The sequence below is a fragment of the Natrinema pallidum DSM 3751 genome, assembly GCF_000337615.1.
Lineage (GTDB): Archaea > Halobacteriota > Halobacteria > Halobacteriales > Natrialbaceae > Natrinema > Natrinema pallidum.
The window spans coordinates 48,005-70,095 of record NZ_AOII01000045.1; the positions used below are offsets into that span (position 1 = coordinate 48,005).

Annotated in this window: 18 protein-coding genes and 1 pseudogene; 15 read left to right on the forward strand and 4 right to left on the reverse strand. The window is 63.2% G+C overall.

Annotated features, from left to right (window positions below):
- Window positions 1–33 precede the first annotated feature (33 nt).
- A complete protein-coding gene (locus C487_RS08375) occupies window positions 34–1,662 on the reverse strand; it encodes a potassium channel family protein (protein WP_006185294.1) in 1,629 nt (542 codons plus the stop codon).
- Between the two features lie 263 nt (window positions 1,663–1,925).
- Between C487_RS08375 and C487_RS08380 the strand changes: the two genes are divergently transcribed.
- Both C487_RS08380 and C487_RS08385 read left to right on the forward strand, forming a co-directional pair.
- Window positions 1,926–2,945 (forward strand): aldo/keto reductase, encoded by a 1,020-nt coding sequence (locus C487_RS08380; protein ID WP_049908035.1) that lies wholly within the window; start codon window positions 1,926–1,928, stop codon window positions 2,943–2,945.
- 85 nt (window positions 2,946–3,030) lie between these two features.
- Window positions 3,031–3,495 (forward strand): cupredoxin domain-containing protein, encoded by a 465-nt coding sequence (locus C487_RS08385; protein ID WP_241431073.1) that lies wholly within the window; start codon window positions 3,031–3,033, stop codon window positions 3,493–3,495.
- 115 nt (window positions 3,496–3,610) lie between these two features.
- Here C487_RS08385 and C487_RS08390 read toward each other — a convergent pair whose 3' ends face one another.
- A complete protein-coding gene (locus C487_RS08390) occupies window positions 3,611–4,807 on the reverse strand; it encodes a M24 family metallopeptidase (RefSeq protein WP_006185297.1) in 1,197 nt (398 codons plus the stop codon).
- Between the two features lie 103 nt (window positions 4,808–4,910).
- Here C487_RS08390 and C487_RS08395 point away from each other — a divergent pair, with 103 nt between their 5' ends.
- The 3 genes from C487_RS08395 (at window position 4,911) to C487_RS08405 (ending at window position 8,977) form a co-directional block, all read left to right on the forward strand.
- The gene (locus C487_RS08395) at window positions 4,911–6,056 is read left to right on the forward strand and encodes a LolA family protein (RefSeq protein ID WP_049908036.1); all 1,146 of its coding nucleotides are present in this window, start codon (window positions 4,911–4,913) and stop codon (window positions 6,054–6,056) included.
- Window positions 6,057–6,176: 120 nt separating this feature from the next.
- Entirely contained in the window at window positions 6,177–7,481 is a 1,305-nt protein-coding gene (aroA, locus tag C487_RS08400; protein ID WP_006185299.1) for a 3-phosphoshikimate 1-carboxyvinyltransferase, read from the forward strand.
- Between the two features lie 353 nt (window positions 7,482–7,834).
- Complete coding sequence (locus C487_RS08405) at window positions 7,835–8,977, forward strand: thiolase family protein (RefSeq protein WP_006185300.1); 1,143 nt, start codon at window positions 7,835–7,837, stop codon at window positions 8,975–8,977.
- 205 nt (window positions 8,978–9,182) lie between these two features.
- On the opposite strand, the gene C487_RS08410 is transcribed toward C487_RS08405, so the two are convergent.
- Together C487_RS08410 and C487_RS08415 are read right to left on the reverse strand one after the other, a co-directional pair.
- Window positions 9,183–9,758 (reverse strand): DoxX family membrane protein, encoded by a 576-nt coding sequence (locus tag C487_RS08410; protein ID WP_006185301.1) that lies wholly within the window; start codon window positions 9,756–9,758, stop codon window positions 9,183–9,185.
- Between the two features lie 231 nt (window positions 9,759–9,989).
- Window positions 9,990–10,823, reverse strand: a complete 834-nt coding sequence (locus tag C487_RS08415; RefSeq protein WP_006185302.1) for a ZIP family metal transporter — start codon at window positions 10,821–10,823, stop codon at window positions 9,990–9,992.
- 369 nt (window positions 10,824–11,192) lie between these two features.
- Here C487_RS08415 and aroC point away from each other — a divergent pair, with 369 nt between their 5' ends.
- The 10 genes and pseudogenes from aroC (at window position 11,193) to C487_RS08475 (ending at window position 21,971) form a co-directional block, all read left to right on the forward strand.
- On the forward strand, window positions 11,193–12,344 hold the full coding sequence (gene aroC, locus C487_RS08420) for a chorismate synthase (RefSeq protein WP_006185303.1): 1,152 nt from the start codon (window positions 11,193–11,195) through the stop codon (window positions 12,342–12,344).
- Between the two features lie 1,477 nt (window positions 12,345–13,821).
- Window positions 13,822–14,400 (forward strand): annotated as a pseudogene (locus C487_RS22210) (eCIS core domain-containing protein); the annotation flags it as partial.
- A gap of 631 nt (window positions 14,401–15,031) precedes the next feature.
- Window positions 15,032–15,991, forward strand: coding sequence for a hypothetical protein (locus C487_RS08440; RefSeq protein ID WP_006185305.1), 960 nt, complete (start codon window positions 15,032–15,034; stop codon window positions 15,989–15,991).
- A gap of 12 nt (window positions 15,992–16,003) precedes the next feature.
- The gene (locus C487_RS21305; protein ID WP_006185306.1) at window positions 16,004–16,660 is read left to right on the forward strand and encodes a hypothetical protein; all 657 of its coding nucleotides are present in this window, start codon (window positions 16,004–16,006) and stop codon (window positions 16,658–16,660) included.
- 68 nt (window positions 16,661–16,728) lie between these two features.
- On the forward strand, window positions 16,729–17,616 hold the full coding sequence (locus C487_RS08450) for a hypothetical protein (protein WP_006185308.1): 888 nt from the start codon (window positions 16,729–16,731) through the stop codon (window positions 17,614–17,616).
- An 88-nt stretch (window positions 17,617–17,704) separates the two neighbouring features.
- Window positions 17,705–18,970, forward strand: a complete 1,266-nt coding sequence (locus tag C487_RS08455) for an eCIS core domain-containing protein (protein ID WP_006185309.1) — start codon at window positions 17,705–17,707, stop codon at window positions 18,968–18,970.
- A 3-nt stretch (window positions 18,971–18,973) separates the two neighbouring features.
- Window positions 18,974–19,918, forward strand: coding sequence for a hypothetical protein (locus tag C487_RS08460; protein WP_049908030.1), 945 nt, complete (start codon window positions 18,974–18,976; stop codon window positions 19,916–19,918).
- 42 nt (window positions 19,919–19,960) lie between these two features.
- Entirely contained in the window at window positions 19,961–20,827 is an 867-nt protein-coding gene (locus tag C487_RS21205; RefSeq protein WP_006185312.1) for a hypothetical protein, read from the forward strand.
- Window positions 20,827–21,288, forward strand: a complete 462-nt coding sequence (locus C487_RS08470) for a hypothetical protein (protein ID WP_152422484.1) — start codon at window positions 20,827–20,829, stop codon at window positions 21,286–21,288. Before C487_RS21205 ends, C487_RS08470 begins: the two co-directional genes overlap by 1 nt.
- 173 nt (window positions 21,289–21,461) lie before the next feature.
- The gene (locus tag C487_RS08475; RefSeq protein WP_049908032.1) at window positions 21,462–21,971 is read left to right on the forward strand and encodes a hypothetical protein; all 510 of its coding nucleotides are present in this window, start codon (window positions 21,462–21,464) and stop codon (window positions 21,969–21,971) included.
- The last annotated feature ends 120 nt before the right edge of the window (window positions 21,972–22,091 follow it).

Genomic DNA, 22,091 nt, shown 5'->3' on the forward strand with positions numbered 1-22,091 from the left:
CTACCGCTCGAGCCGACCGCCGGCACCGTGGTGTCAACACGCGAATGCGACGAACCGGTTGACCGCCTCGTCGCTTCCCGCGACGATCAGCATGTCGTCCTCGTGGACGACGAACTCCGGGCCGAGGTCGGTCAGCAGCTCCTCGCCGCGTTCGACCGCGACGACGGTACATCCGGTTCGCGCTCGCAGGTCGACCTCACCGAGGCTTCGTCCGGCGATTCCCGGCGCGGTCGTCCTGATGAGTTCGAACTGGGTCTCGGGCGTGAGGATTTCCTCGCCCTCGATCAGGAGAGAGCCGAGCATCCGACCGGTCACCGTCGAAAGCGAGAGGACGTACTCTGCCCCCGCGCGGTAGAACTTCGGAATGTTCTCGGTTTCGTTCGCTCGCACGATGATTTCGACCTCGGGGGCGACCTGCTTGAGGACCAGCGTCGCGTAGATCGTCGTCGAATCGTCGTCGAGAGTGAGAATGACCGCCCTGGCGTCGTCGACGGCGGCCGCCTCGAGAGCCGATTCGTCGGTGACGCTCCCGACGATATCGACCCCCGGCTCGTCCGCGAGGTCGACGACACAGGTCGAGACGCCGCCGGACGCCAGGGTCTCGACCGCGGTCCGGCCGACGACGCCGTAGCCGCCGACGACGATGCGGTCCGGGTTGTGCCGCAGCGCCGACACCGTCCGCGATTTCAGCTCCGTGAGATCGTCGCGACGCCCCGCGACGAGCAGGATGGTATTGCCGTCGATCACGTTTTCGGAGCCGGGAACGGGAACGAACTCCCCGCTAAACCAGGCTCCGATAACGGTGATTCCCATCCGATCCCGAATGCCGGATTCGGGAATCGTCTGCCCGACGAGGTCGCTGTGCTCTTGAACGAGCAGTTCGGTCACCGCGAGGTCCTCGCTGAACTCGATCGTATCCCGGAGTTCGGCCGAGACCGTCGTCGTGGCCTTCGTTGCGAGGCTCTGGCCCAACACCCGACGCGGCCGGACGATCTCGTCGGCTCCGGCGTAGCGGTGGTAACTCGCGACCTCGTCGTCCTCGACCACGCTGACGATGGTGAGGTCGCTCGAGAGTTCCCGCGCCGTGAGGATCACCATCGCGTTGGTCTCGTCGTCGATGTCGGTGACGAGCGCGTCGGCCCGCTCGGCGTTGGCGGCCCGCAGCGTCTCCTCCTGGTCGAGTTCGCCGTAGATAGCGTTGGTCCCCTCGTTGTTGAGGTCGACGACGAGTTCGGCGTCGTCGTCGACGAAGACGTAGGGGACGTTCGCCGCCTCGAGTTCACCAGCGAGAACGTCCGAGCGCGGCGTGTACGAACAGATAACAACGTGATCGGTGAGATCGGTCGACTCCGGCGGCCGGTCCTCGAGAGCCTGCTGAAAGAGCGGGACGACGATCAGCGGCAGGGCGAGAAAGACCAGCAGGACGCCCGTGAGGTTCATCACGATAACGATCAGGTTCATCGGCGTGCTCTGCCAGTCGTCCGCGTCGCCGCCGAAGCCGGCCGTCGTCAGCGTCTCGATGACGGTCCGGATCGCCTGGGCGTACGTCCTCGGCTCGCCCTCGAACGTGGCCATTCCCAGCCGATAGAGCCACGCGTAGACGAGGACGAGAACGAGAACGGCGACCAGCGAGAGGGCGATCCGCCGCCACCAGTGATTCATTATCCGTACGAGACTGGCAAGTGATTTGTAGCTTCGGAAAGCCCGGAGGCGGTCCCGTCGCGGTCTCCGCTCCGTCGTCGAATCGCTTCGTCGTTTCGCGTCCGACGTTGACGAGTAGCCGACCGCGCGTCGCTCGAGCGTGTGCGATGACCGCCGGGGAGATCAACGCGACGCTGCAGTGGGATGAGATCCCGATCGAAGACGTGGCCGCGGTGATCGCCGCTTCCGAACTCGTTTTGCCCCTCGCCACTGAACCGGCGACCATGGAGTACACGACGCTCGGAAAGACGGGTACGAGGGTATCGAAGCTCTGTTTCGGAACGTGGCGCTTCGGCAAGGAAAGCGACGGCACCGTCGAAACGGACCGCGAAGAGGCCTACGACCTGCTCGACGCCTGCTGGGAGCACGGTATCAACTTCATCGATACGGCGAACGTCTACGGCAATCCCAACGGGAAGAGCGAGCGCTGGATCGGCGAGTGGCTCGCGGACCGGGAGGACATCGACCGCGAGGACCTCGTCCTCGCCTCGAAAGTCTACTTCCCGTTCGACGGCCGCGGCGAGCCGGGGCCGAACGATTCCGGCCTCGGCCGCAAGCACATCCGGGCCCAGATCGAGGGCACGCTCGAACGACTGGGCACCGACTACCTCGATCTATACTACATCCACCGCTGGGACGAGGACACGCCGATCGAGGAGACGATGCGGACGCTGACCGAACTCGTTCGCGAGGGGAACGTCCACTATCTCGGGGCCTCGAGCATGGCCGCCTGGAAACTCACCAAGGCGCTGTGGACGAGCGACGCCGAGGACCTCGAGCGGTTCGACGTGACCCAGCCGATGTTCAACGCGGCCGATACGGACGACGTGAGCGACTATCTCGAGGTCTGTGCGGATCAGGACATCGCGGTCTGTCCGTACTCGCCGCTGGCCGGCGGCTTCCTCACCGGGAAGTACGAGCGGGCCGACGACGGCACCGTGATCGCGCCCGACGGCGCTCGCGGGAGTTTGACTGATCTCTTCGAGGACCGCTACACCAGCGACACCGCATGGGAGGTCCTCGAAGCCGTCGAGGGCGTCGCCGACGAAATCGACGCCACGCCGGCACAGGTGTCGTTGCGCTGGCTAATGGAGCAGGACCGCTTTACGTGTGTGCCGATCGTCGGCGCGCGGACGCCTGACCAACTCGCGGAGAACGTCGGTGCGGTCGACCTCGAACTGTCCGACGCGCAGTTCGAGCGGATCGACGCGGCCCGCGGCCCGGACGACGACGGCTATCGCTGAGTCCGAATATCGTCGCTGGGGCCACGTTCCCACCCGTTCGGAACTACCCTGGTGATTATTAACAATACCAGTCCAACCGAAGAGCATGGTACGAGATGGGGCTGTGTCCCGACGGCGGATGCTCGCGCTAACAGGTGTCGCAGCGTCGACGGCATTCGTTGCCGGTTGTGGTGGTGGCGGGAACGGTGACAGCGGGAACGGCGACGGCGATGGTGGTGTGGAGATCGATCCCGAAACACGGATCGAACTCGACGGACAGACGCCCGGTTGGGTGGGCATCAAACCCGATTCGATTGCGGACGAGACGAACCCGACGCTCATTCTTCAGGAGGGGGAATCCTACGAGATCGGCTGGACAACCGGCGATGGCAACCAACACAACATCGCGATCTACGACGAAAACGACGACGTTGTCGATGATCTCGTGACCGAACGGGTCACTGAGCCCGGCGACGATCAGTGGTTGGAGTTCGAGGCCAGCAGCGCGATGGTCACGTACATCTGCGAGGTCCACCCGAATTCGATGGTCGCCGATATCCAGGTCGAATAGCAGTACCGGCGACGACACGGTCGAATACCACCCACGATTCGACGTCACTCATTTTTGCCGGCTTCCGTGCGACGCCACCGGACTGGTCACGGGAGTCGCGATCGTCCGTGCGACGTCACTCCCGGGCGTCGGTCGTCGGTTCGAGCCCGATCCGATACTCGGTGAGGTTCTCGTAGCCGTCTTCGGTGACGACGACGAGATCCTCGATGCGGATGCCGCCGACCGCGGGGTCGTAAATCCCGGGCTCGATCGAGATCACGTGCCCGGGCTCGAGGTCGCCTCCGGACGGCGAGACGCTCGGCTCCTCGTGGATGTCCAGCCCGACCCCGTGGCCGGTGCTGTGGATGAAGCCGGTGTCGGTGTTGGGATCGCTGCGCAGCGTCTCGTAGCCCGCGTCCTCGATCACGTCACAGGCCGCGGCGTGAACGTCGGCCCCGGTCACGTCGGCCGCGACCGTCTCGAGGGCGGCCTCGTAGGCGTCGCGGGTGACCTCGTAGCGCCGTCGAGCCTCCTCGCCGGGGTCGCCGCGGGCGAAGGTGCGGGTCATATCGGCGAAGTAGCCCGTCTCCTTGTCCCGCGGGAAGATATCGATCACGATCAACTCGTCAGCCGCGAGCGGCCCGCTGCCCCGGTCGTGGGGGTCCGCACCGTCGGCCCCGCAGGCGACGATGGTCTCGTCGAGGGCACAACCGTGGCGTAGCAGGGTGACCTCGATCTCCTCCGTGACGCGTTCGCTGGTCAGAGGGTCGCCGTCGTGAACGAGCGTGCCGTCCTCGATGTCGGCGGTGGCGATCAGTTCCTCGGCCCGCGCCATCGCGGCCTCGTTGGCCCGCTGGCTCGCCCGGATCCGCTCGACTTCCCACTCGGTTTTCGTCGCACGGATATCCGTCACGATGCCCGTGCGTTCGGCCGTCACCGCGACCCCGTGCTCGCGAAGTCCGTCGGCGGTCCCCGTCGGGAACGTTCGGGGCACCGCGAGCGCATCGACATCGTGGTCCTCGAGAAAGGCCGCGAGCGTACGGATCGTCCCCTCGTACTGGCCGTGTTCGGCCACCAGTCGCTGGTAGTCGTAGGCGGCGCGGCGGCTGACCGAGTCCGCGTTGGCCTGGGCCGTCGCGCGCCCGTACTCGAGCCCCGAGACGAGCAGGTGGACGCCGTCGGCCGTCACGAGCGTCTGATAGGGGTCCGGCGCGGTAAAGCCCGAGACGTACCGCTGGTCGGCGTCCGAGGCATCGTCATCGATCAGGTAGCCGTCCAGGTCCTCGGTCGAGAGATACTCGCGCAGCGGGGCGAGATCGACGTCGACGTTCATGCTCGAAGATATGACAGCGGGACACATAATCCCGCGGATCGCGACCGAGAGCGGGTCGGTTCGAACCCGCAACCTTATCACCAAACGTGGTAATTCCCCGCGTATGAACCGTCGCCGGATCCTGGCAACGGGAGCCGCGGTCGCATTCGCCGGCTGTGTGAGCTATCCGTCCGACAGCGACGAGCCACCCTCGAGCCGGGCCCTCCTCCGGGACGCGATCGAGACGCGTCGCCACATGACCGATCTCACGGCCCGGCGGGTCATGACCGTCGAAACCGGGGACGAAACGGTCGAGCGAACGGAGCGGGTCGCGTTGCGGCCGCCGGCCAAGCAGCGTCGCGAGGTCGTCGAGTCGACCGATCCTGACGTGCCGGCCGGCTCGGTCACGGTGACGAACCGGACGACGACGTGGGAGTACAACCCGGCGACCGAGACGGTTGAGAAACAGTACCATCCGAACAAGACCGACACCGACCGTACGCGACTCGTCCTCGAGACCCTCCGCGACGACCACCGGCTCAGTTACCGGGGGACGGAGACCGTCGACGGTCGCGAGACACACGTCGTCGAGACACAGCCGCCGGCCGAGGATACCGGGCCGGCGATCGGCCTCGTCGTCGGTGATACGGAGTTCCTCGTCAAGCTCCGGGCGACGAGCGATCCGGAGGCGCTCTCCGCGACCCGAACCGTCTGGATCGACGACGAGTACCGGTACCCGATCAAGGAGCGGAACACCACCAGGATCGACGGCGAGGTCTACCACGAACTGACCGTCACCTACGAGGACCTCGCGCTCGATACGGGGCTCGAGCCGGGGACGTTTACGTACGACCCGCCGGCGGACGCGACGGTCACCACGGAGGGTGTCGGCCCGGACGGCGTCTTCGAATCGCGGTCGGCCGCCGAGGAGTTCGCGCCGTACGACCTGCCGGAGCCGACCGTTCCGGACTCGTACGTGCTTGATCGGATCACCGTCGTCGAGACGGCAGAGCGGTTCGGAACGACCACGACGCTGTGGTACACCGATCCGAACGTCGTCGCGCGCGAACTCTACGTTGCGGTCAAGGAGGTGCAACGGATCGATACGGCCGCGTTGGAGCCGATCGAGTTCGACGGCCACACCGCCTATCGCCGCGACGGCGGGAAACGGAGCATCTTCTGGCAGTGTGACGGACTCAACTACGAGGTCACGTGTCTGACCGACGACACACCCCTGCTCGAGATCGCCGCGTCGATCGGGTGTTCATAACCGGCCGGTGACCGGCGGGAGCCGCGAGCGACGAGCGAACCGGCCGAAGAGGGGCCGGTCGTCCCGTCGGGGACTCGTGGGATCGGTATCGGTAAGGCGAGGCCACCCCACAGAGCCATCATGAACGTCACGATCACGCCCTCGACCGTCGAGGGGACGGTCCGCGCACCGCCCTCGAAGAGCTACACGCACCGGGCGATCCTCGCGGCGGGATACGCCGACGAGACGACCGTCCGCAACGCGCTCTGGAGCGCGGATACGCGGGCGACCGCCCGCGCCGTCACCCTGTTCGGCGGCGACGTAACACGGACCGACGACGGAGCCCTCGAGATCGACGGCTTCGACGGCCGTCCGGACGTGCCGGCGGACGTCATCGACTGCGCGAACAGCGGCACGACGATGCGCCTCGTCACCGCGGCGGCAGCGCTGGCCGACGGCACTTCGGTCTTAACCGGCGACGAATCGCTGCGCTCGCGCCCGCAGGGCCCGCTGCTCGAGGCGCTTGCCGATCTCGGAGCCGAGGCGGACAGTACCCGCGGGAACGGGCAGGCTCCGCTGGTCGTCACCGGCCCGTTGTCGGGCGGCGACGTATCGATTCCGGGCGATGTCTCCTCCCAATACATCACCGCCCTGCTGCTGGCCGGTGCGGTCACCGAGGACGGGATCGCGATCGACCTCGAGACCGAACTCAAGTCCGCGCCGTACGTCGATATTACGCTCGAGGTACTCGCCGACTTCGGCGTCGACGCCCGCCACACGGACGCCGGCTTCGAAGTCGACGGTGGGCAGTCGTACGCGCCCGCCGGCGGCGCGTATGCGGTTCCCGGGGATTTCTCGTCGATTTCCTACCCCCTCGCCGCGGGGGCGATCGCCGGCGACGACGGCGCGGCCGTCCGAATCGAGGGCGCACACCCCAGTGCGCAGGGCGACAGCGCCATCGTCGAGATCGTCGAACGGATGGGTGCCGACGTCGACTGGGATCGGGACGCGGGGACGATCAACGTCGCAGCCGCCCCGCTCGCCGGGATCGAGGTCGACGTCGAGGATACGCCCGATCTGCTCCCGACGATCGCGACGCTGGGCGCGGTCGCGGACGGCGACACCCACATCACGAACGCCGAGCACGTCCGATACAAGGAGACCGACCGCGTGAGCGCGATGGCCACGGAGTTGGGAAAGTTGGGCGTCGAGACGACCGAAGAGCCGGATTCGCTGACGATCCACGGCACGGAATCGACGCTCGAGGGGGCGACCGTTCGCGGCCGATCGGACCACCGCATTATCATGGCGCTCGCGCTCGCCGGTCTCGTCGCCGACGGCGAGACCGTCATCGAGGGGGCCGACCACGTCGCCGTCTCGTACCCCGGGTTCTTCAGCACGCTCGAGGAGTTGGGCGTCACCCTCGAGCGCGACGACGGACACTAGACGGGACCGGACGGAAGGGAAACGGCCGTCGGTGCGGTCGCCGACGACGGATCAGTCGGGGATTCGGAAGCGATCGAGGACGATATGACGTTCGTGGGTCGGTCCGAGCCAGGAGACCGCGAGGTATTCGCCGGGATCAGCGTTCGGAACGCGACCGTGAGGGCGTCCCCAGCGGTGATCTCGCCGGAGAACTGTGCCTTGCCTCGGAACTGACCTGCACGTGCTCGCCCTGGAACGTGGGGCCGTCCTCGTGGCCGATCGCTCGAGACCGCCACCGATGGATGGGCGACGGGGCCGCCCGTCGCGTTCCGGAGGGCGCAGCTATTTATGACTACGAAAAATTGTGATGAACAATGTCAGGCAACACGCCAGTAATCGTTAGCGCTGTTAGGACAGCCCAGGGGAAAGAGGACGGCGCGCTCGCGGGCGTCCGCAGCGAGGATCTCTCGATCCCGCTGGTCGACGAGATGCTCGCGGAGACGGGCATCGAGGGCGACGACATCGACGACCTGATGTGGGGGTGTGCCCAGCAGCGCTCGGAGCAGCGGACGAACATCGCGCGACAGATCGCGCTCTTCTCGGAGCTGGGCGAGTCGGTCCCCGCGACGACCATCGACCGTCAGTGTGCCTCCTCCGCCCAGGCGATCATCAGCGCCGCGGACTCGATCGCCGCGGGCCGCCAGGACGCGGTCATCGCGGGCGGCGTCGAGAGCATGAGCCGCGTCAAGATGGGGGGCGGCGACGCCGGCGACATGTACCCCAAGCTCGACGAGAAGTACGGCATGCGGAACCTCCAGATGGGGATGACCGCCGAAAAAGTCGCCGCGGAGTACGATATCAGCCGCGAAGAGCAAGACGAGTACGGCGCACGCAGTCAGCAGCGTGCGGTCGAAGCCACCGAAGCGGGCCGGTTCGACGACGAGATCGTGCCCATCGAGACCGACGACGGCGTCCACGACGAGGACGAGGGGCTCCGTCCCGGCACGACCCCCGAGAAACTCGCCGAACTGCCGACCGTGTTCACGGAGGACGGTACCGTCACGCCCGGCAACGCCTCGCAGATCGCCGACGGCGCGGCCGGCGTCATGCTCACCAGTCGCGACTTCGCCGACGAGAACGATCTCGAGGTCCTCGCGGAAGTCGGCACCAGCTACGTCGCCGGCGTCGACCCGACGATCATGGGCGTCGGCCCGGTCCCCGCGACCGAGGGCCTCCTCGAGCGCGCGGACCGCGAGATCGACGACTACGGTCTCGTCGAGATCAACGAAGCCTTCGCCAGCCAGACGCTGTACTCCCAGCGCGAACTCGGCATTCCGGACGATCGGCTGAACGTCAACGGCGGCGCGATATCGATCGGTCACCCGCTGGGCTGTTCCGGCGCGCGCCTGCCGGTGACGCTCGTCCACGAGATGAACCGCCGGGGCGTCGACCGCGGCATCGCGACCGAGTGTGTCGGCTTCGGACAAGGTGCGGCGATCGAGTTCGAACTCCCCTGACCGGACCGGTCGGGGCGTTCCGGTCCGAGTGTTGCGAGCGGGAACCGCGTCGACGCGAACGGAGAGCCGAGCGATCCGCGAGCGGACGACGAAACGGACGAGACAAAAGGCGGTCGAGGGCGTCGGGTCGCCCCGCGCGGAAGGGCGGGACGGCGACCCGAGGATCGGGAACGGCGACCACGACAGTTCCGGAGAGCGAAACCCCTTAGCCGAGGATGTACTCGAGGCGGGGGTAGCGCTCGAGGAGGGGTTCGCCGCCGAGGTCGTAGCTCTCGATCCAGGCGTCGAGCCCGAGGATGCGCCCGGCACCGAAGGCGGCGACGGCGAGGAAGACGAGCATGTACGCGAAGTCGCCGTTGATGACCCCGTGGGCGATGTCCCAGTTCCCGAAGTAGAACATGAGCATCATGAGCGCGCCGAAGAACGCCGCGAGCCGGACGAGCGCGCCGACGAGCAGCCCGAGGCCGATCAGGAGCTCGCCCCACGGGACGGCGACGTTCGCGAACTCGACGAACCACGGCGTCGAGCCCATCCAGGCGAAGAGGTCCGCGAGCGGGTTGCCGTTGGTCGCCGCGACGGCGGTCAGGTAGCCGCCGGCGCTGAACGGTTCGGCCGCGACGAGTTTCGTGAACCCGGAGTAGGCGAACGCCCAGCCCATCATGAGCCGGAGCGAGAGGACGAACCAGGCCGAGAGGCTGTGGGCGCGGCCGCCGACCGTGTAGCCGCCGATGGTGCTTTCGAACGTGTTGCGCGTGTCTGTGACGAGAGTGGGTGCAGTCATGGTAGCGGAAGAAAACTTCCTACTGCCTAGAAGGACGGGATAGTATATAATCTTATTCTAATATGCAGTATCATGGATATTCGTAAGTTATGTAGATATAACGCATCAGTTCGTGAGGTGCGATCGCCGCGGGAACCGATCGTGCACGGGTCGTTCGGACGGGAGCGCGGTTCGTCACGGGGCGGGGGTCACCGCCGTCTCCGGCCGACGGTCGCTCGAGTCGGGGAGTTGCTATCCGAAACTGACGTCGAGGTAGAGCATTACGATCACGCCGGCCATCAGTCCGAGCGTCGCGGTCCGTTCGTATCCGTGGATGTGGGTTTCGGGGATGATTTCGTCGGAGATGACGAAGAGCATCGCCCCTGCAGCGAACCCCATCGCGTAGGGAAGGATCGGCTCGACGGCGCTCACTGCGAGCGCCCCCAGCACCGCGAGCGGAATTTCGACGAGCCCCGAACGCACGCCGGCGACGGCCGCGTAGAAGCGTCGGTCAAGCCCGGCGTTGATCGCGGCCACCGAGACGGCGAGCCCTTCGGGAACGTTCTGGATGCCGATAGCGAGCATGAGCGGGATCGCGTTCTCGACGTTGCCCGAGCCGAAGCCGACGCCCACGGCCAGTCCCTCGGGCATGTTGTGAAGCGTGATCGCCAGGATGAACAGGACGACGGGAGCCAACCGATCGCGATCGAGCGGAAGGGACGTGCTCGGATTCGCCTCGTCCGCCCGCCTGTTCCCGGTCAACAGATAATGTGCGTGCGGGACGAGCCCATCGGCCCGATCCAGAAAGATCGCCCCGAGCGCGACGCCCACGAGCGTCGGAATCGGGTTCCCGCCGGAGTACTGCTCGATTCCCGGGACGATGAGGCTCGTGAAGGCCGCGGCGAGCATCACGCCGGCCGCGAACCCGAGCGCGCCGTCGAGTGCGCGCTCCGATGGATCGCGCCAGACGAGCACCAGCGACGCCCCGAACAGGTTCAACGCCGCGATAACGATCCCGCCGAGGAGCCCCTGGATCACCGGGTCTTCGCCGGCGACTCGAACGAACAGGTCGATTACCGAGGTCATGCGTTCATCCCTCGAGTCATCGAAACGCGGCCGCGTCGTCTCCCGCGCTCGTCTCCCGCGTGGTTCATTTCGACACGCTACGCTATGGGCGGTGAAATAACTCATCGATGGCGTGCGGCGGGCCGCGACGACGAGGAGGAGAAAGGCGGCCCGGAGAATCGCACCCACGATGTCGAACCGCAGCCACTTCGTCTGGGGGGCCGTCACCCGAGGCCCTTCCGTCGGGTCCGTCCATCGGTGCCGAACGGTCGCGGAGGGAACTCGATGCTGCGACGAGGGAGCGACTTTCTCGAGCGAGGGACGGACGCTCGATCGCAGTTCGTGCGCGAACCTGCACCGCTAAGTGGCCCCGTCTCCGAAGACGTGGTAATGAACGGCAACCGCTTCGGTCGCCTCTTTCAGGTGACCACGTTCGGCGAGAGCCACGGGGAGGCGATGGGCTGTACCGTCTCGGGCTGTCCCGCCGGCCTCGAGCTCTCGGCGGAGGACATTCAGGAGGACCTCGACCGGCGAAAGCCGGGCCAGTCGATGATCACGACCAGCCGCGGCGAACCCGACGCGGTCTCGATCAAGTCGGGGATTCAGGACGGCTACACGACGGGGACGCCGATCGGCCTGGTCATCCAGAACAAGGACGCCCGCTCGGGCAAGTACGAACCCTTCATCACCGCGCCACGGCCCTCGCACGGCGACTTCACGTACTCGGCGAAGTTCGGCACGCGAAACTGGGGCGGCGGCGGCCGTTCGTCGGCCCGGGAGACCGTCAACTGGGTCGCCGCGGGCGCGATCGCGAAAAAGATTCTCGCACGGGAGGGGATCGAACTCAAAGCTCACGTCAATCAGATCGGCGACATCGAAGCGCCCGACGTGAGTTTCGCGGACATTCTCGAGCACTCGGAGGAGAACGACGTCCGCTGTGCTCACCCCGAGACCGCCGAGCGGATGCAAGAGCGGATCGCGGAGTACCAGGAGGCGGGCGACTCCATCGGCGGCAGCATCTACTTCGAGGCGCAAGGCGTTCCGGTCGGCCTCGGCGCACCCCGGTTCGACTCCCTTTCGGCGCGGCTCGGGCAGGCGATGATGGCGGTGCCGGCGACGACGGCGTTCGAGTTCGGGCTTGGTACCGAGGCGGCGGAGTGGACCGGCACGGAGCGAAACGACGAGTGGGCGTTCGACGACGACGGCGATCCGACGCCGGTCGAGAACGACCACGGCGGGATTCAGGGCGGCATCTCGAGCGGCGAACCGATCTACGGCGAGGTCACGCTGCACGCACCCACCTCGATTCCCACGTCCCAGCAGACTGCGGATTGGGAGACGGGCGAACTCAAAGAGGAGCAGGTCATCGGCCGCCACGACCCCGTGCTCCCGCCGCGGGGCGTGCCCGTCGTCGAGGCGATGCTCGCGCTGACGCTGGTCGACTTCATGCTGCTGTCGGGCCGGCTCAACCCCGACCGCGTCGACGACCGGCCCGGCGAGTACGACACCGAGTACCACCCAAGCAGCCCGCGCAACGAGTAGTTCGACGGGCCGCGCGTTCGTCTTCTCGGATCGACCCGCAGTCGGTATCGGTAAGCGACATCCCGGCCCGCACTGGCCACTCCGCACGCGGTGACCCGTGTGGATGCCGCCCCGCTCCCACCAGAGTCGGTCGGCCAACCCGACATGAGGGGACAGGGGTCGTCCTGTTCGATGGGACCGTTCGACGCCGGACCCGTCTCCGACGGGGATGGTTCCAGTCGGTCGCCACTAGATATAAGTCACTATAGGTAATAGCCCCTGGTGGAAGCTGTCGTCTCCAGAACAGTCGCGGGGGGCATGCGCTGAAATGCCCCGGGTGCTAAGGACACCCGAGACGTGGCTTCCAACCCGGTGAGGTCGAAGCCATGCTTGCGTATCCGCTCCCGAGACATAAACGTCTCGCCCGACAGTCCGTTCGCTCGAGACGAAGAGCGGTGCGTCCGAGGNTCCGACCGGGAGCGATAGCCCTGTCGGCTGGCTCGGACGACGGCGGCACCGGCGAGGGTGCACCTCGCCGCGCTCGCTCGAGCGGCCGCGTCATGGCGGCGACCGATCCGGATCGCTGCGCTGGACCGCGACCCACGGCCGGACCCGACTCCTCCTCCCCCGTCGACATCGATCCCGGCCGTGACGATCGCGGACGCTTCCAGCCTTCCCCGCCGTCGTTTCGACTGCTGACGCCTCACACGGCGGATACGACCCCGTCCTCGCCTCGAGTCGGTGGTGTCGACGGAGTAACGTCTCGGCGTCGATTCTTCAACGGGTGTCGCCCCGTGTACTACGCGGAGAGAAAGTGTTATACTATGATAGGAGCAAGTGGAAGCAAATGAGCCGTCGATTCCACGACGGACCCGCGATGGTCCGCTACGGCGGGCGGGGAGGGAACAGCGATGGGACATAAGAANTTATACTATGATAGGAGCAAGTGGAAGCAAATGAGCCGTCGATTCCACGACGGACCCGCGATGGTCCGCTACGGCGGGCGGGGAGGGAACAGCGATGGGACATAAGAACCGCACCCGGTCGAACCGCGAGTCCGAGGCCGAATCCGAGGCCGAGTCCTCGAGCAGGACCACAACGACGACGAGTTCGGTCCAGCGGACGCGCAAGCAGCACCCGGATGCGGTCGACCGGCCGGATGTCGTCGAGCATCCNGAGGCCGAGTCCTCGAGCAGGACCACAACGACGACGAGTTCGGTCCAGCGGACGCGCAAGCAGCACCCGGATGCGGTCGACCGGCCGGATGTCGTCGAGCATCCAGCCGCCGTTGAGTACCCGGACGCTGTCGAGCATCCGGGCGCAGTCGAGCACCCGGCCGCCGTCCCCGCTCTCGGGGACGACGACTTCTCGATCCGCGAGGAGAACATCCAGCGCGCGCTCAAGGGNCCCGGACGCTGTCGAGCATCCGGGCGCAGTCGAGCACCCGGCCGCCGTCCCCGCTCTCGGGGACGACGACTTCTCGATCCGCGAGGAGAACATCCAGCGCGCGCTCAAGGGCGCGGACACGACCGAAGACGAGGTCCCCGACGAGGTCCTGGACGTCATCGGCAGCGGCGGCATGCCCCTCGATTTCTCGATCCAGCGCGAACTCGGCGAACGGATGGACGCGGACTTCTCGGACGTACGCATCCACACCGGCGGGAAAGCCGCTCAGGCCGCCGAATCCATCGACGCGAAGGCGTTTACCTGCGGCAACGCGATCGTCTTCAATTCGGGCGAATACGATCCCCGGTCGGCCGACGGCCAACACCTGCTGGCNAAGCGGCCGAATCGATCGACGCGAAGGCGTTTCCCTGCGGCAACGCGATCGTCTTCAATTCGGGCGAATACGATCCCCGGTCGGCCGACGGCCAACACCTGCTGGCCCACGAACTCGCCCACGTCAAACAGCAACACGGCGGCGCACCGCTCTCGATGAAGCCAAAATCGAATGCGGACCTCGAGATCGACCCTGATCCACAGTTAGAACGAGAAGCCGACGAGGCCGCAACGGAGGCGTTGGCGGGTGAGCCACTGACGATCAACCGGATGGGAACGGACGTTCACGTCCAGCGATTGGGGAAAGCAGTAACAGCGAGCACCCTAGAGAACATCGGCTCGTTAGAAGAAGACCTCGCTGCCCTTGACGAGCAAGTTCAGGAGCACGACCAGAAGCTATCGGACTTCAATCCTAAAGACGTCAAAGGGACCGTCAATGATCACGACGAGAGGCTATCGAACCTCGAGGCGGTCGATGCTAACGACATCGACCTCAAGACGGACACGGAGACACTGCTGGGGTCGGAAGCGCTGGCGGAGTTCTTCTCCGGCAGTGGCAAAGGGAGTCTCAAGCGCGGTGCGGCAGGAGCAGCAGGGTTGATCGCGTCGGCTTCCGTCGGCGGGCTAGATGGTGGTACGATGGCGGCACTGATGCCGATGCTCGCGTCGACTATCGTCGGAGCGACGGCCGATGGGGCCGATGCGGCCCTCTCGGAAAGCGGTGGCGCAACCCCTGCCGCAGTCGCAGAACACGTCGAAGGAAAACTTACCCAGAGCCAGGAGTTCGCCGAAAAAATCGCCAGCAACGATGCCCTTGCAGAGCAACTTGCCACTAACGAGCAGTTCCTCGACAAAATTGCTAGGCGGTTCGATGGGGGAAGTGGACTGGGTGACTCCCAGGGTGTCGGAAAAGGAGGTGAAGTAACGAAATGAAAGCCGTCATCACCGGTGAAAACGATGAGCGAGTCGGTGTAAACCTCCTTGATAACAATGATGCTGAGCACGTCATCGAAATGGAGTTTGATGGAGAAATCAAGTACTATGAACAAGACGGGTATCCGGACGAGCCGAGCGAGCGCTCTCCGGACGGTTCGCGGCACGTGACACAGGCACAGCATTACGCGAAGTACTACGTCTACCAAGAGAAGGGGTATCAGACGATTCCTGCGCGGGAAGACCCGGACAGGCTCACGATTGCCGCTCTCGTCCTGTCGGCGATGGACACGGACACGTTCGAGGAGTACTTCGGCCCGTTCTACCAGCAATTCAAACACCACACCGAAGACGCCGAGCCGGCCATTGAGATTCCGGAGAAACTCTACACCGAGGATGTCTTTTACTACTACGCGATGGATATCTACCTCGGATTCGGACGGGACGGCATCGCGAAGTTAGTCGAACAGTTCGACGAGCCGGTAGTTCAGGAGTACTTGGACGAGGCCGAACGCGTCCTCGCGGGCGGCGATGCGGCGACCGTCGCCGACGAGTTGACCGCGCTGGCGAGTGAGCACGGACTGGCCGAACGGGAGCAAGCACTTGAGCCGGCCGACTGGATCGAAGCGACATCCGGCCTGCACATCAAATGGCAGATTGGTGATGAACTTTACGGCGAATTAAACGACGAACCAGCTATCGATCGAGGTCCAGATGCCCAACTGGAATTGATCCCACACAATCCTGACTCACTCGAAGCTCTCCAAGAGTACGCGGTCCACAACCTGAAATGTCAGGCTCGAGACTGCTACGTTCAGATGGGTGTGACACCACCCGAGCCGCTGCAGGTAACCGGTCCCGGCATGAACCGTCTGACGGATTGGTATCAGCGCTTTGCCGACTCTTTCCAGCCCTATCACGATCCCGACGCGGAGATCGACTGGGAGAACGTCTAACTAACACTCCCCATGTCTCTGGTGGTTCCTGCTCTCGAGATCGATCCCGACCCGCAGTTAGAGCGGGAAGCCGACGAGGCGGCCACCGAGGCGTTGGCGGGTGAGCCACTGACGATCAATCGGATGGGGACCGACGTTCACGTCCAGCGAGTGGCGAAGAGCGCCGAGTCGATGACCTATGAGGGGCTCGATACGCTTACTGACGCGGTGGTCGACCTGCAGGAAACCGTCACTCAAAATCAGCGGGAGATTCAGGACACGAAATCCAACCTGCGTGCGCTCGAGGACGAAGTGCACAGTGGCTGGACGGACAAGACGGCCGGTGCCGTTGCAGCTGTCGGGGCCAGTGGGATCACCGCGGGGACGCGAGCGGCGACCGAGACTGATCTCGGTGACGCCATCGCGGGCAACGAGATGCTGATGGAACTCTTGCCGACGCTCGCTCAAAACAGTGATGTCGTGGCCGCTGCCGGCCTGACAGCGGTTCTCGCTGGTGGCACCTACGGCCTCCAGCAGGCCATCGACGGCGCGGGAATGCTCGAGAAACTGGGTGACGGATTCAAGAGTCTCAAAGATCGACTTTCGATCTTCAACGACGACGAGAAAGGACAGCGTGAAGAGGCGGAAGAATCAGACGAAGATGGGCTGCTTGGGAAGGTTGGGCTGTAATCATGGAAGGGACTATAAAAGATGAGATTGCTGAGGGAGTAGGGCTGAAAATTATCGATGATCGTGAGATGGAACATAGAACGGTTGTTGGGTTTAATGGAGAAATAAAAGCCCATAAATCAGATACATATCCGAAGCCATCAGAACGTACAAATGAAGAGGATGAAAGTTTCTCGCAAGCCCGCCGCTTCGCCCGATATCACGTTTATCGAGAGCTAGATTACGATACGATCCCGAATACGGAGAATCCTGACCGGATCGCGGCCGTCCTGCTAGCGATCCTCGATCTGGGTGAAGAGGCGTTCGATCGCCACTTCCGGACGCTGTTCGAGCAGGTCGCGAGCCACGATTTCCCGGAGATCGAGCCACCGCTGGACCTCCCCCCGGAGGTCTACAGTCAGGAGGCACTCGTCTACAAACAGCACGTCTATCTCGAGGAAGACTTGGAGACGTTCCGCAAGGAGTTACAGCAGCCGGCGAGCGAGATTCTCGACGAGAATGCCGTGGATGACCTCCTGAGCGGCGGGAACCCGATTTCGGGAACTGGAAGCGGTGGCTTCATGTCGTCGGTTCACTCACTGCTGGGTGGTACCAGCGATTCGGTTGATCTCACCATCGAGGGTGTCTCCGGGATCGATACGATGTACTACGAAGACACCAACGACGACCGGACGATCGAGGGACCCGACCCCTTCGACCGCGACCCCGACGCGACGATCGAACTCATTCCGGCACAATTTGACGAGGACGTCTTCGGATTTTACCTCTGTCACAACCTCCTGTGTCAAATCCGAGACTGTTTCATCGGAATGGGTCTCGAGCCGCCACGTCAGTATCGGACGCTCGGCCACGGCAAGTACAAATACACCGGGAAATACCGCCACTTCGATTTCTATCCGGACTACTGGGACCCGGAAGCCGACATCCCCGGCTACCGCGCGCCGGTTCCGCTCTAACTCCAACCTCGAATCGTCGAATACTGTCTCCATTCACTCGAAAACGATCCCCTGCTCGAGCACCGTTCGGTCGACGATATCGCCCACGATGACCAATCGGCCAACTTCCCCACGGAACGCACTCGCTGGCACTGCCTCAACAGCTCCTACGCTGATCGACGAAAACGACCTACTCAGTCTCGGTCCGATTTCCCAGCCTTCAACCGAACAGCAGAATCAGAGCCCGCTCAAGGGTGCGGACACGACCGAGGACGAGGTCCTGGACGTCATCGGTAGCGGCGGTATGCCCCTCGATTTCTCGATCCAGCGCAAACTCGGCGAGCGGATGGACGCGGACTTNGACGAGGTCCTGGACGTCATCGGTAGCGGCGGTATGCCCCTCGATTTCTCGATCCAGCGCAAACTCGGCGAGCGGATGGACGCGGACTTCTCGGACGTACGCATCCACACCGGCGGGAAAGCCGCTCAAGCGGCCGAATCGATCGACGCGAAGGCGTTTACCTGCGGCAACGCGATCGTCTTCAATTCGGGCGAATACGATCCCCGGTCGGCCGACGGCCAACACCTGCTGGCCCACGAACTCGCCCACGTCAAACAGCAACACGGCGGCGCGCCGCTCTCGATGAAGCCAAAATCGAATGCGGACCTCGAGATCGATCCCGACCCGCAGTTAGAGCGGGAAGCCGACGAGGCGGCCACCGAGGCGTTGGCCGGTGAGCCGCTGACGATCAATCGGATGGGAACGGACGTTCACGTCCAGCGATCGGCCAAAGGCGAAGCCGAGTACGTCACCAAAGACGACGTCCTCGAGATCGTCGACAACTACTATCGCGGCCACGTCGAAGACCGGGCCGAATCAGATCCGACTGCGGCCGGTCCCGAACGCGATACTGCGCGCGGATCGCTCGAGCAGTCAGGCAACTCGGCTGAGAACAGTGGATTCCTGGGCAAGATGAGGTCGGTCGGAAGCGATCTCTCTCAGGCGATGACCAAGGGCGCGATCGGCTCGCTCGCTGGTGCAGGTGGAAAAATCGTCGGGAAGGTCGGCGGTGGAAGCCTCGGTACCCTTCTTGGGGGTGCTGTCGGGGGTTTCGCCGGGCCGGTTGGGACCGCTGCGGGCGCTGCCGCTGGGTACCAGATCGGCGGAACGCTGGGCGGCGAGATACTCGGCGGAGCCGCCAGTGACATGGCTAAGCAGGTAACCGATTATACGCTCCCAAAAGAGCACGCTGCGTCCATCGAAGACCTCCACCAGAAATATAAGAAACTTGAAGATAAAATCGAACGACTAGAGAATGAGAGAGAATCTACCGGATCTGAATTAACAGGTGTTGGCCAGGGGGGCCAGGTGTAATTCATGAAGGCTGTAATTACTGGTGAAAGTGATGAACTCGTTGGAGTGAATCTTCGGGATAATGATGGCGCTGAACACATTATCGAGATGACTTTCGATGGTGAAGTCACAGCACATCAGCAAGACGGGTATCCTGACAATCCAGCCGAGCGGACAGAGGAAGAAAATGAACGGGTGAACCAGACCCGCCGGTTTGCGAAATACTTCGTCTTGGCTGAACGAGGATACGATACGGTTCCAGCGGCTGAAAACCCCATTCGAATTAACGCCGTCCGGAAGGCGATCAACGAGATGAGTGCTGCGGAATTTGAACGCCACTTCGGCGACCTCTATCAGCAACTCGCTTACGAGGAGGGCAACGGCACCTCTCCTGCAATTACTGTTCCACCGGAAGCTACTGACCCAAGCATCTTCTGTCAGAAGATCTATCTTGGAGTTGATCCCTTCGAGACCGACATTGGTGGGCAACTTGCCGACGAGTACGGCCTTGATATCGACCAATCGGCCGCCAATATCGATCTCACTGACGTCTCGGCGGATGAGCTTGATACGTGGGCAGAATATGCCGGCGAATTCACTGGTCGTGTAGAAGAGACAGACTTCGACCTGAGTGAGGGCACGTATATCGACGAAACCTCCCAACTCTACGTCAAGTATCCGAACGGACCAAATCTGACAGCTGTCGACAACCATCTCGAGCCGGCAGCGCGCGACCCAGACACTGTCATCGAACTGTTGCCGATTGACCCGCAGGATCTCGAGTATTTCAAATCCTTCATGGATCACTACCTTCGCTGTCAGATTCGGGATTCGTTCGTCGAGATGGGTGTTCATCCACCAGAAGAGTTTCAGGTGATCGGGATGGGTCGGTTTATGTCTACCTGGCGGTACGACAATATTGAGTTCTATCCCGAATCCCACAATCCGGACGCCGAGGCGTTCCGCTGACTCCTACAAGACACCGTTCCGATCCAATTTAAACTGCACAAGATGATCGGTCTCACCCGTGTCCCTCAGGAGATTGGGGCTGATATCAGTACATGCCTAAGAGAGGTTGGCCTCGAGATTGATCCCGATTCCTCCCTCGAGCGCGAGGCCGAAGCGGCAGCCAAGAACGCGCTGGAAGACGGCCCGGTGACCATCAACCGGATGGGTGCAGAGATGCAGATTCAGCGGTCCACTGATGATGGTGCCTACACACCGTCACAAATTAAGAAATTGGTTGGCCAAGAACTCGGGAAGAAGAACATCGACTCCCGGCTTGAGGACGTCGAAGAGGAGATCAAAGACGTCAAAGGGACCGTCAATGATCACGACCAGAAGCTATCGGACTTCGATCCTGAAGACGTCAAAGGGACCGTCAATGATCACGACGAGAGGCTATCGAACCTCGAAAACGGGCCGATCGATGTAAATCTCGAGGAGGCCGCCGAAGGGTCCCAGTCGATCACGGAGCGACTCCAGAACGCGGTCACAAATCTCAACCCCCTCGATGAGAAGGGAGCGAAAAATGCAACCGAGGGCCTCGTTGCGAGCGGACTGGCTAGTGCGGGGGTACTGGCAACGGTTCTGAGTGGCGGCACCGTCGGGGCAGCCGCACTGACGGGAATCGCGACGGCGACCGTCGCACCGATGCTCCGCGGGGCTGCCTCTGACGGAATCGTCGGCGACGACACCAGCGTTCCCGACGCCATCGCCGGCAAACTCGGGACGGCACTCGCCGACAGCGAGGAGTTCGCCGAACGGCTTGGCAAAAATTCTGCACTTGCCAAGCAACTTGCCACCCACTTCGATGATGTAACGTACGGGAGCCAGACTGGTGATACTGAGGATCCCTATAACCAAGGTGATGAATGATGGATGCAAAAATTGAGGGAGAAGATGAAGATTATGTGAAAATATATGTGAATGACCACACCGGAATAGAGCATGATATCACGATTGAAAAAGAAACTGGGGATATTCCCTATCATGATCAGGATGGGTATGCCGACGACCCGGACGAACGCTCACCAGAAGGGATGAAACACGTCGGACAAGCACAACAATATGCGAAGTACTACGTCTATCGGGAACGAGGATACGATACTTTAGATGTCGACAAGAACCCGGACCGGCTTCTCCACGCTGCTATAATTGTTGCGGCGCTTTCGACGAACGCGTTCGAAGATCACTTCGGTGATCTCTATCGCCAACTGAAGAGTCACAACACCGATCAAGAACCGGTCGTACACGTCGAGGACGACGTTCGAGAGGACACGTTTTTCGTCTACGCTAAGGAGATCGCATGTGTTTACCCCCATAGAGTTCCTGGCTGAGCCACTGAGACGGCTGAAAACAGCACCCTCTATTTGATTTATATATCTCTCAGNACGGCGGTCGAATTTTACGGATTTCTAATTGAATTCCCCGATTTTGAACCTACTGTCCTCCTGCGATTTCTGGGGGTAAACACATACAGGAGATCTATCTCGGTCTCGAGGACGAGGAGTTGGCCGAGTTGGCGACATCGCTGACGGACGAGGATGTCATCGCCTACCTCCAAGACGCTGCCGAACTCCTCGAGAGCGAACCGACAGGATCGGTCGGTCTGCTCGAGAAGTTCCCGTCGCTAGCCGAGGAGTACGATTTAGAAGGGTTCATCGATGAAACCGATCCCGAGCAGTGGATTCGTGCAACGCCGACGGTCTATCCGAGATGGCGGATCGGCAAGGGAATTCACCAGGACCCTGATCAACTGCCGGACATCGATGACGATCCGGATTGCCGTCTGGAAATCGTTCCGTACGATCCCGACTCGATCGAGGACCTTCAGGAGTACGTCGTCCAGCACATCAAATGTCAGATACGAGATTGCTTTGTGCATATGGGAATGGTGCCACCAGAGCCGTTCCACGTCCAAGGGCCGGGCGCGGATATCAACACGATGCAGTTCCAGCGCTACGACTTTCTCCAGCCCTATCACGATCCCGACGCTGATATCGACTGGGAAAGCGTCTAACCAGAACGGTTCGCCACCAAGTCACCGGCGAGACGCAGACGCTGGCGTCCGTCCCCGAGCAGTGCGGTGCGTCACTGTTTCTAAACTATCTTTCGAAGCAAGTAGATCGGTAGTAGAGCG

Coding starts and splice junctions, on each gene's coding strand:
- C487_RS08375 (WP_006185294.1), bottom strand. CDS start 1,662: ATGAATCACTGGTGGCGGCGGATCGCCCTCTCGCTGGTCGCCGTTCTC.
- C487_RS08380 (WP_049908035.1), top strand. CDS start 1,926: ATGGAGTACACGACGCTCGGAAAGACGGGTACGAGGGTATCGAAGCTC.
- C487_RS08385 (WP_241431073.1), top strand. CDS start 3,031: ATGGTACGAGATGGGGCTGTGTCCCGACGGCGGATGCTCGCGCTAACA.
- C487_RS08390 (WP_006185297.1), bottom strand. CDS start 4,807: ATGAACGTCGACGTCGATCTCGCCCCGCTGCGCGAGTATCTCTCGACC.
- C487_RS08395 (WP_049908036.1), top strand. CDS start 4,911: ATGAACCGTCGCCGGATCCTGGCAACGGGAGCCGCGGTCGCATTCGCC.
- aroA (WP_006185299.1), top strand. CDS start 6,177: ATGAACGTCACGATCACGCCCTCGACCGTCGAGGGGACGGTCCGCGCA.
- C487_RS08405 (WP_006185300.1), top strand. CDS start 7,835: ATGTCAGGCAACACGCCAGTAATCGTTAGCGCTGTTAGGACAGCCCAG.
- C487_RS08410 (WP_006185301.1), bottom strand. CDS start 9,758: ATGACTGCACCCACTCTCGTCACAGACACGCGCAACACGTTCGAAAGC.
- C487_RS08415 (WP_006185302.1), bottom strand. CDS start 10,823: ATGACCTCGGTAATCGACCTGTTCGTTCGAGTCGCCGGCGAAGACCCG.
- aroC (WP_006185303.1), top strand. CDS start 11,193: ATGAACGGCAACCGCTTCGGTCGCCTCTTTCAGGTGACCACGTTCGGC.
- C487_RS08440 (WP_006185305.1), top strand. CDS start 15,032: ATGAAAGCCGTCATCACCGGTGAAAACGATGAGCGAGTCGGTGTAAAC.
- C487_RS21305 (WP_006185306.1), top strand. CDS start 16,004: ATGTCTCTGGTGGTTCCTGCTCTCGAGATCGATCCCGACCCGCAGTTA.
- C487_RS08450 (WP_006185308.1), top strand. CDS start 16,729: ATGGAACATAGAACGGTTGTTGGGTTTAATGGAGAAATAAAAGCCCAT.
- C487_RS08460 (WP_049908030.1), top strand. CDS start 18,974: ATGAAGGCTGTAATTACTGGTGAAAGTGATGAACTCGTTGGAGTGAAT.
- C487_RS21205 (WP_006185312.1), top strand. CDS start 19,961: ATGATCGGTCTCACCCGTGTCCCTCAGGAGATTGGGGCTGATATCAGT.
- C487_RS08470 (WP_152422484.1), top strand. CDS start 20,827: ATGGATGCAAAAATTGAGGGAGAAGATGAAGATTATGTGAAAATATAT.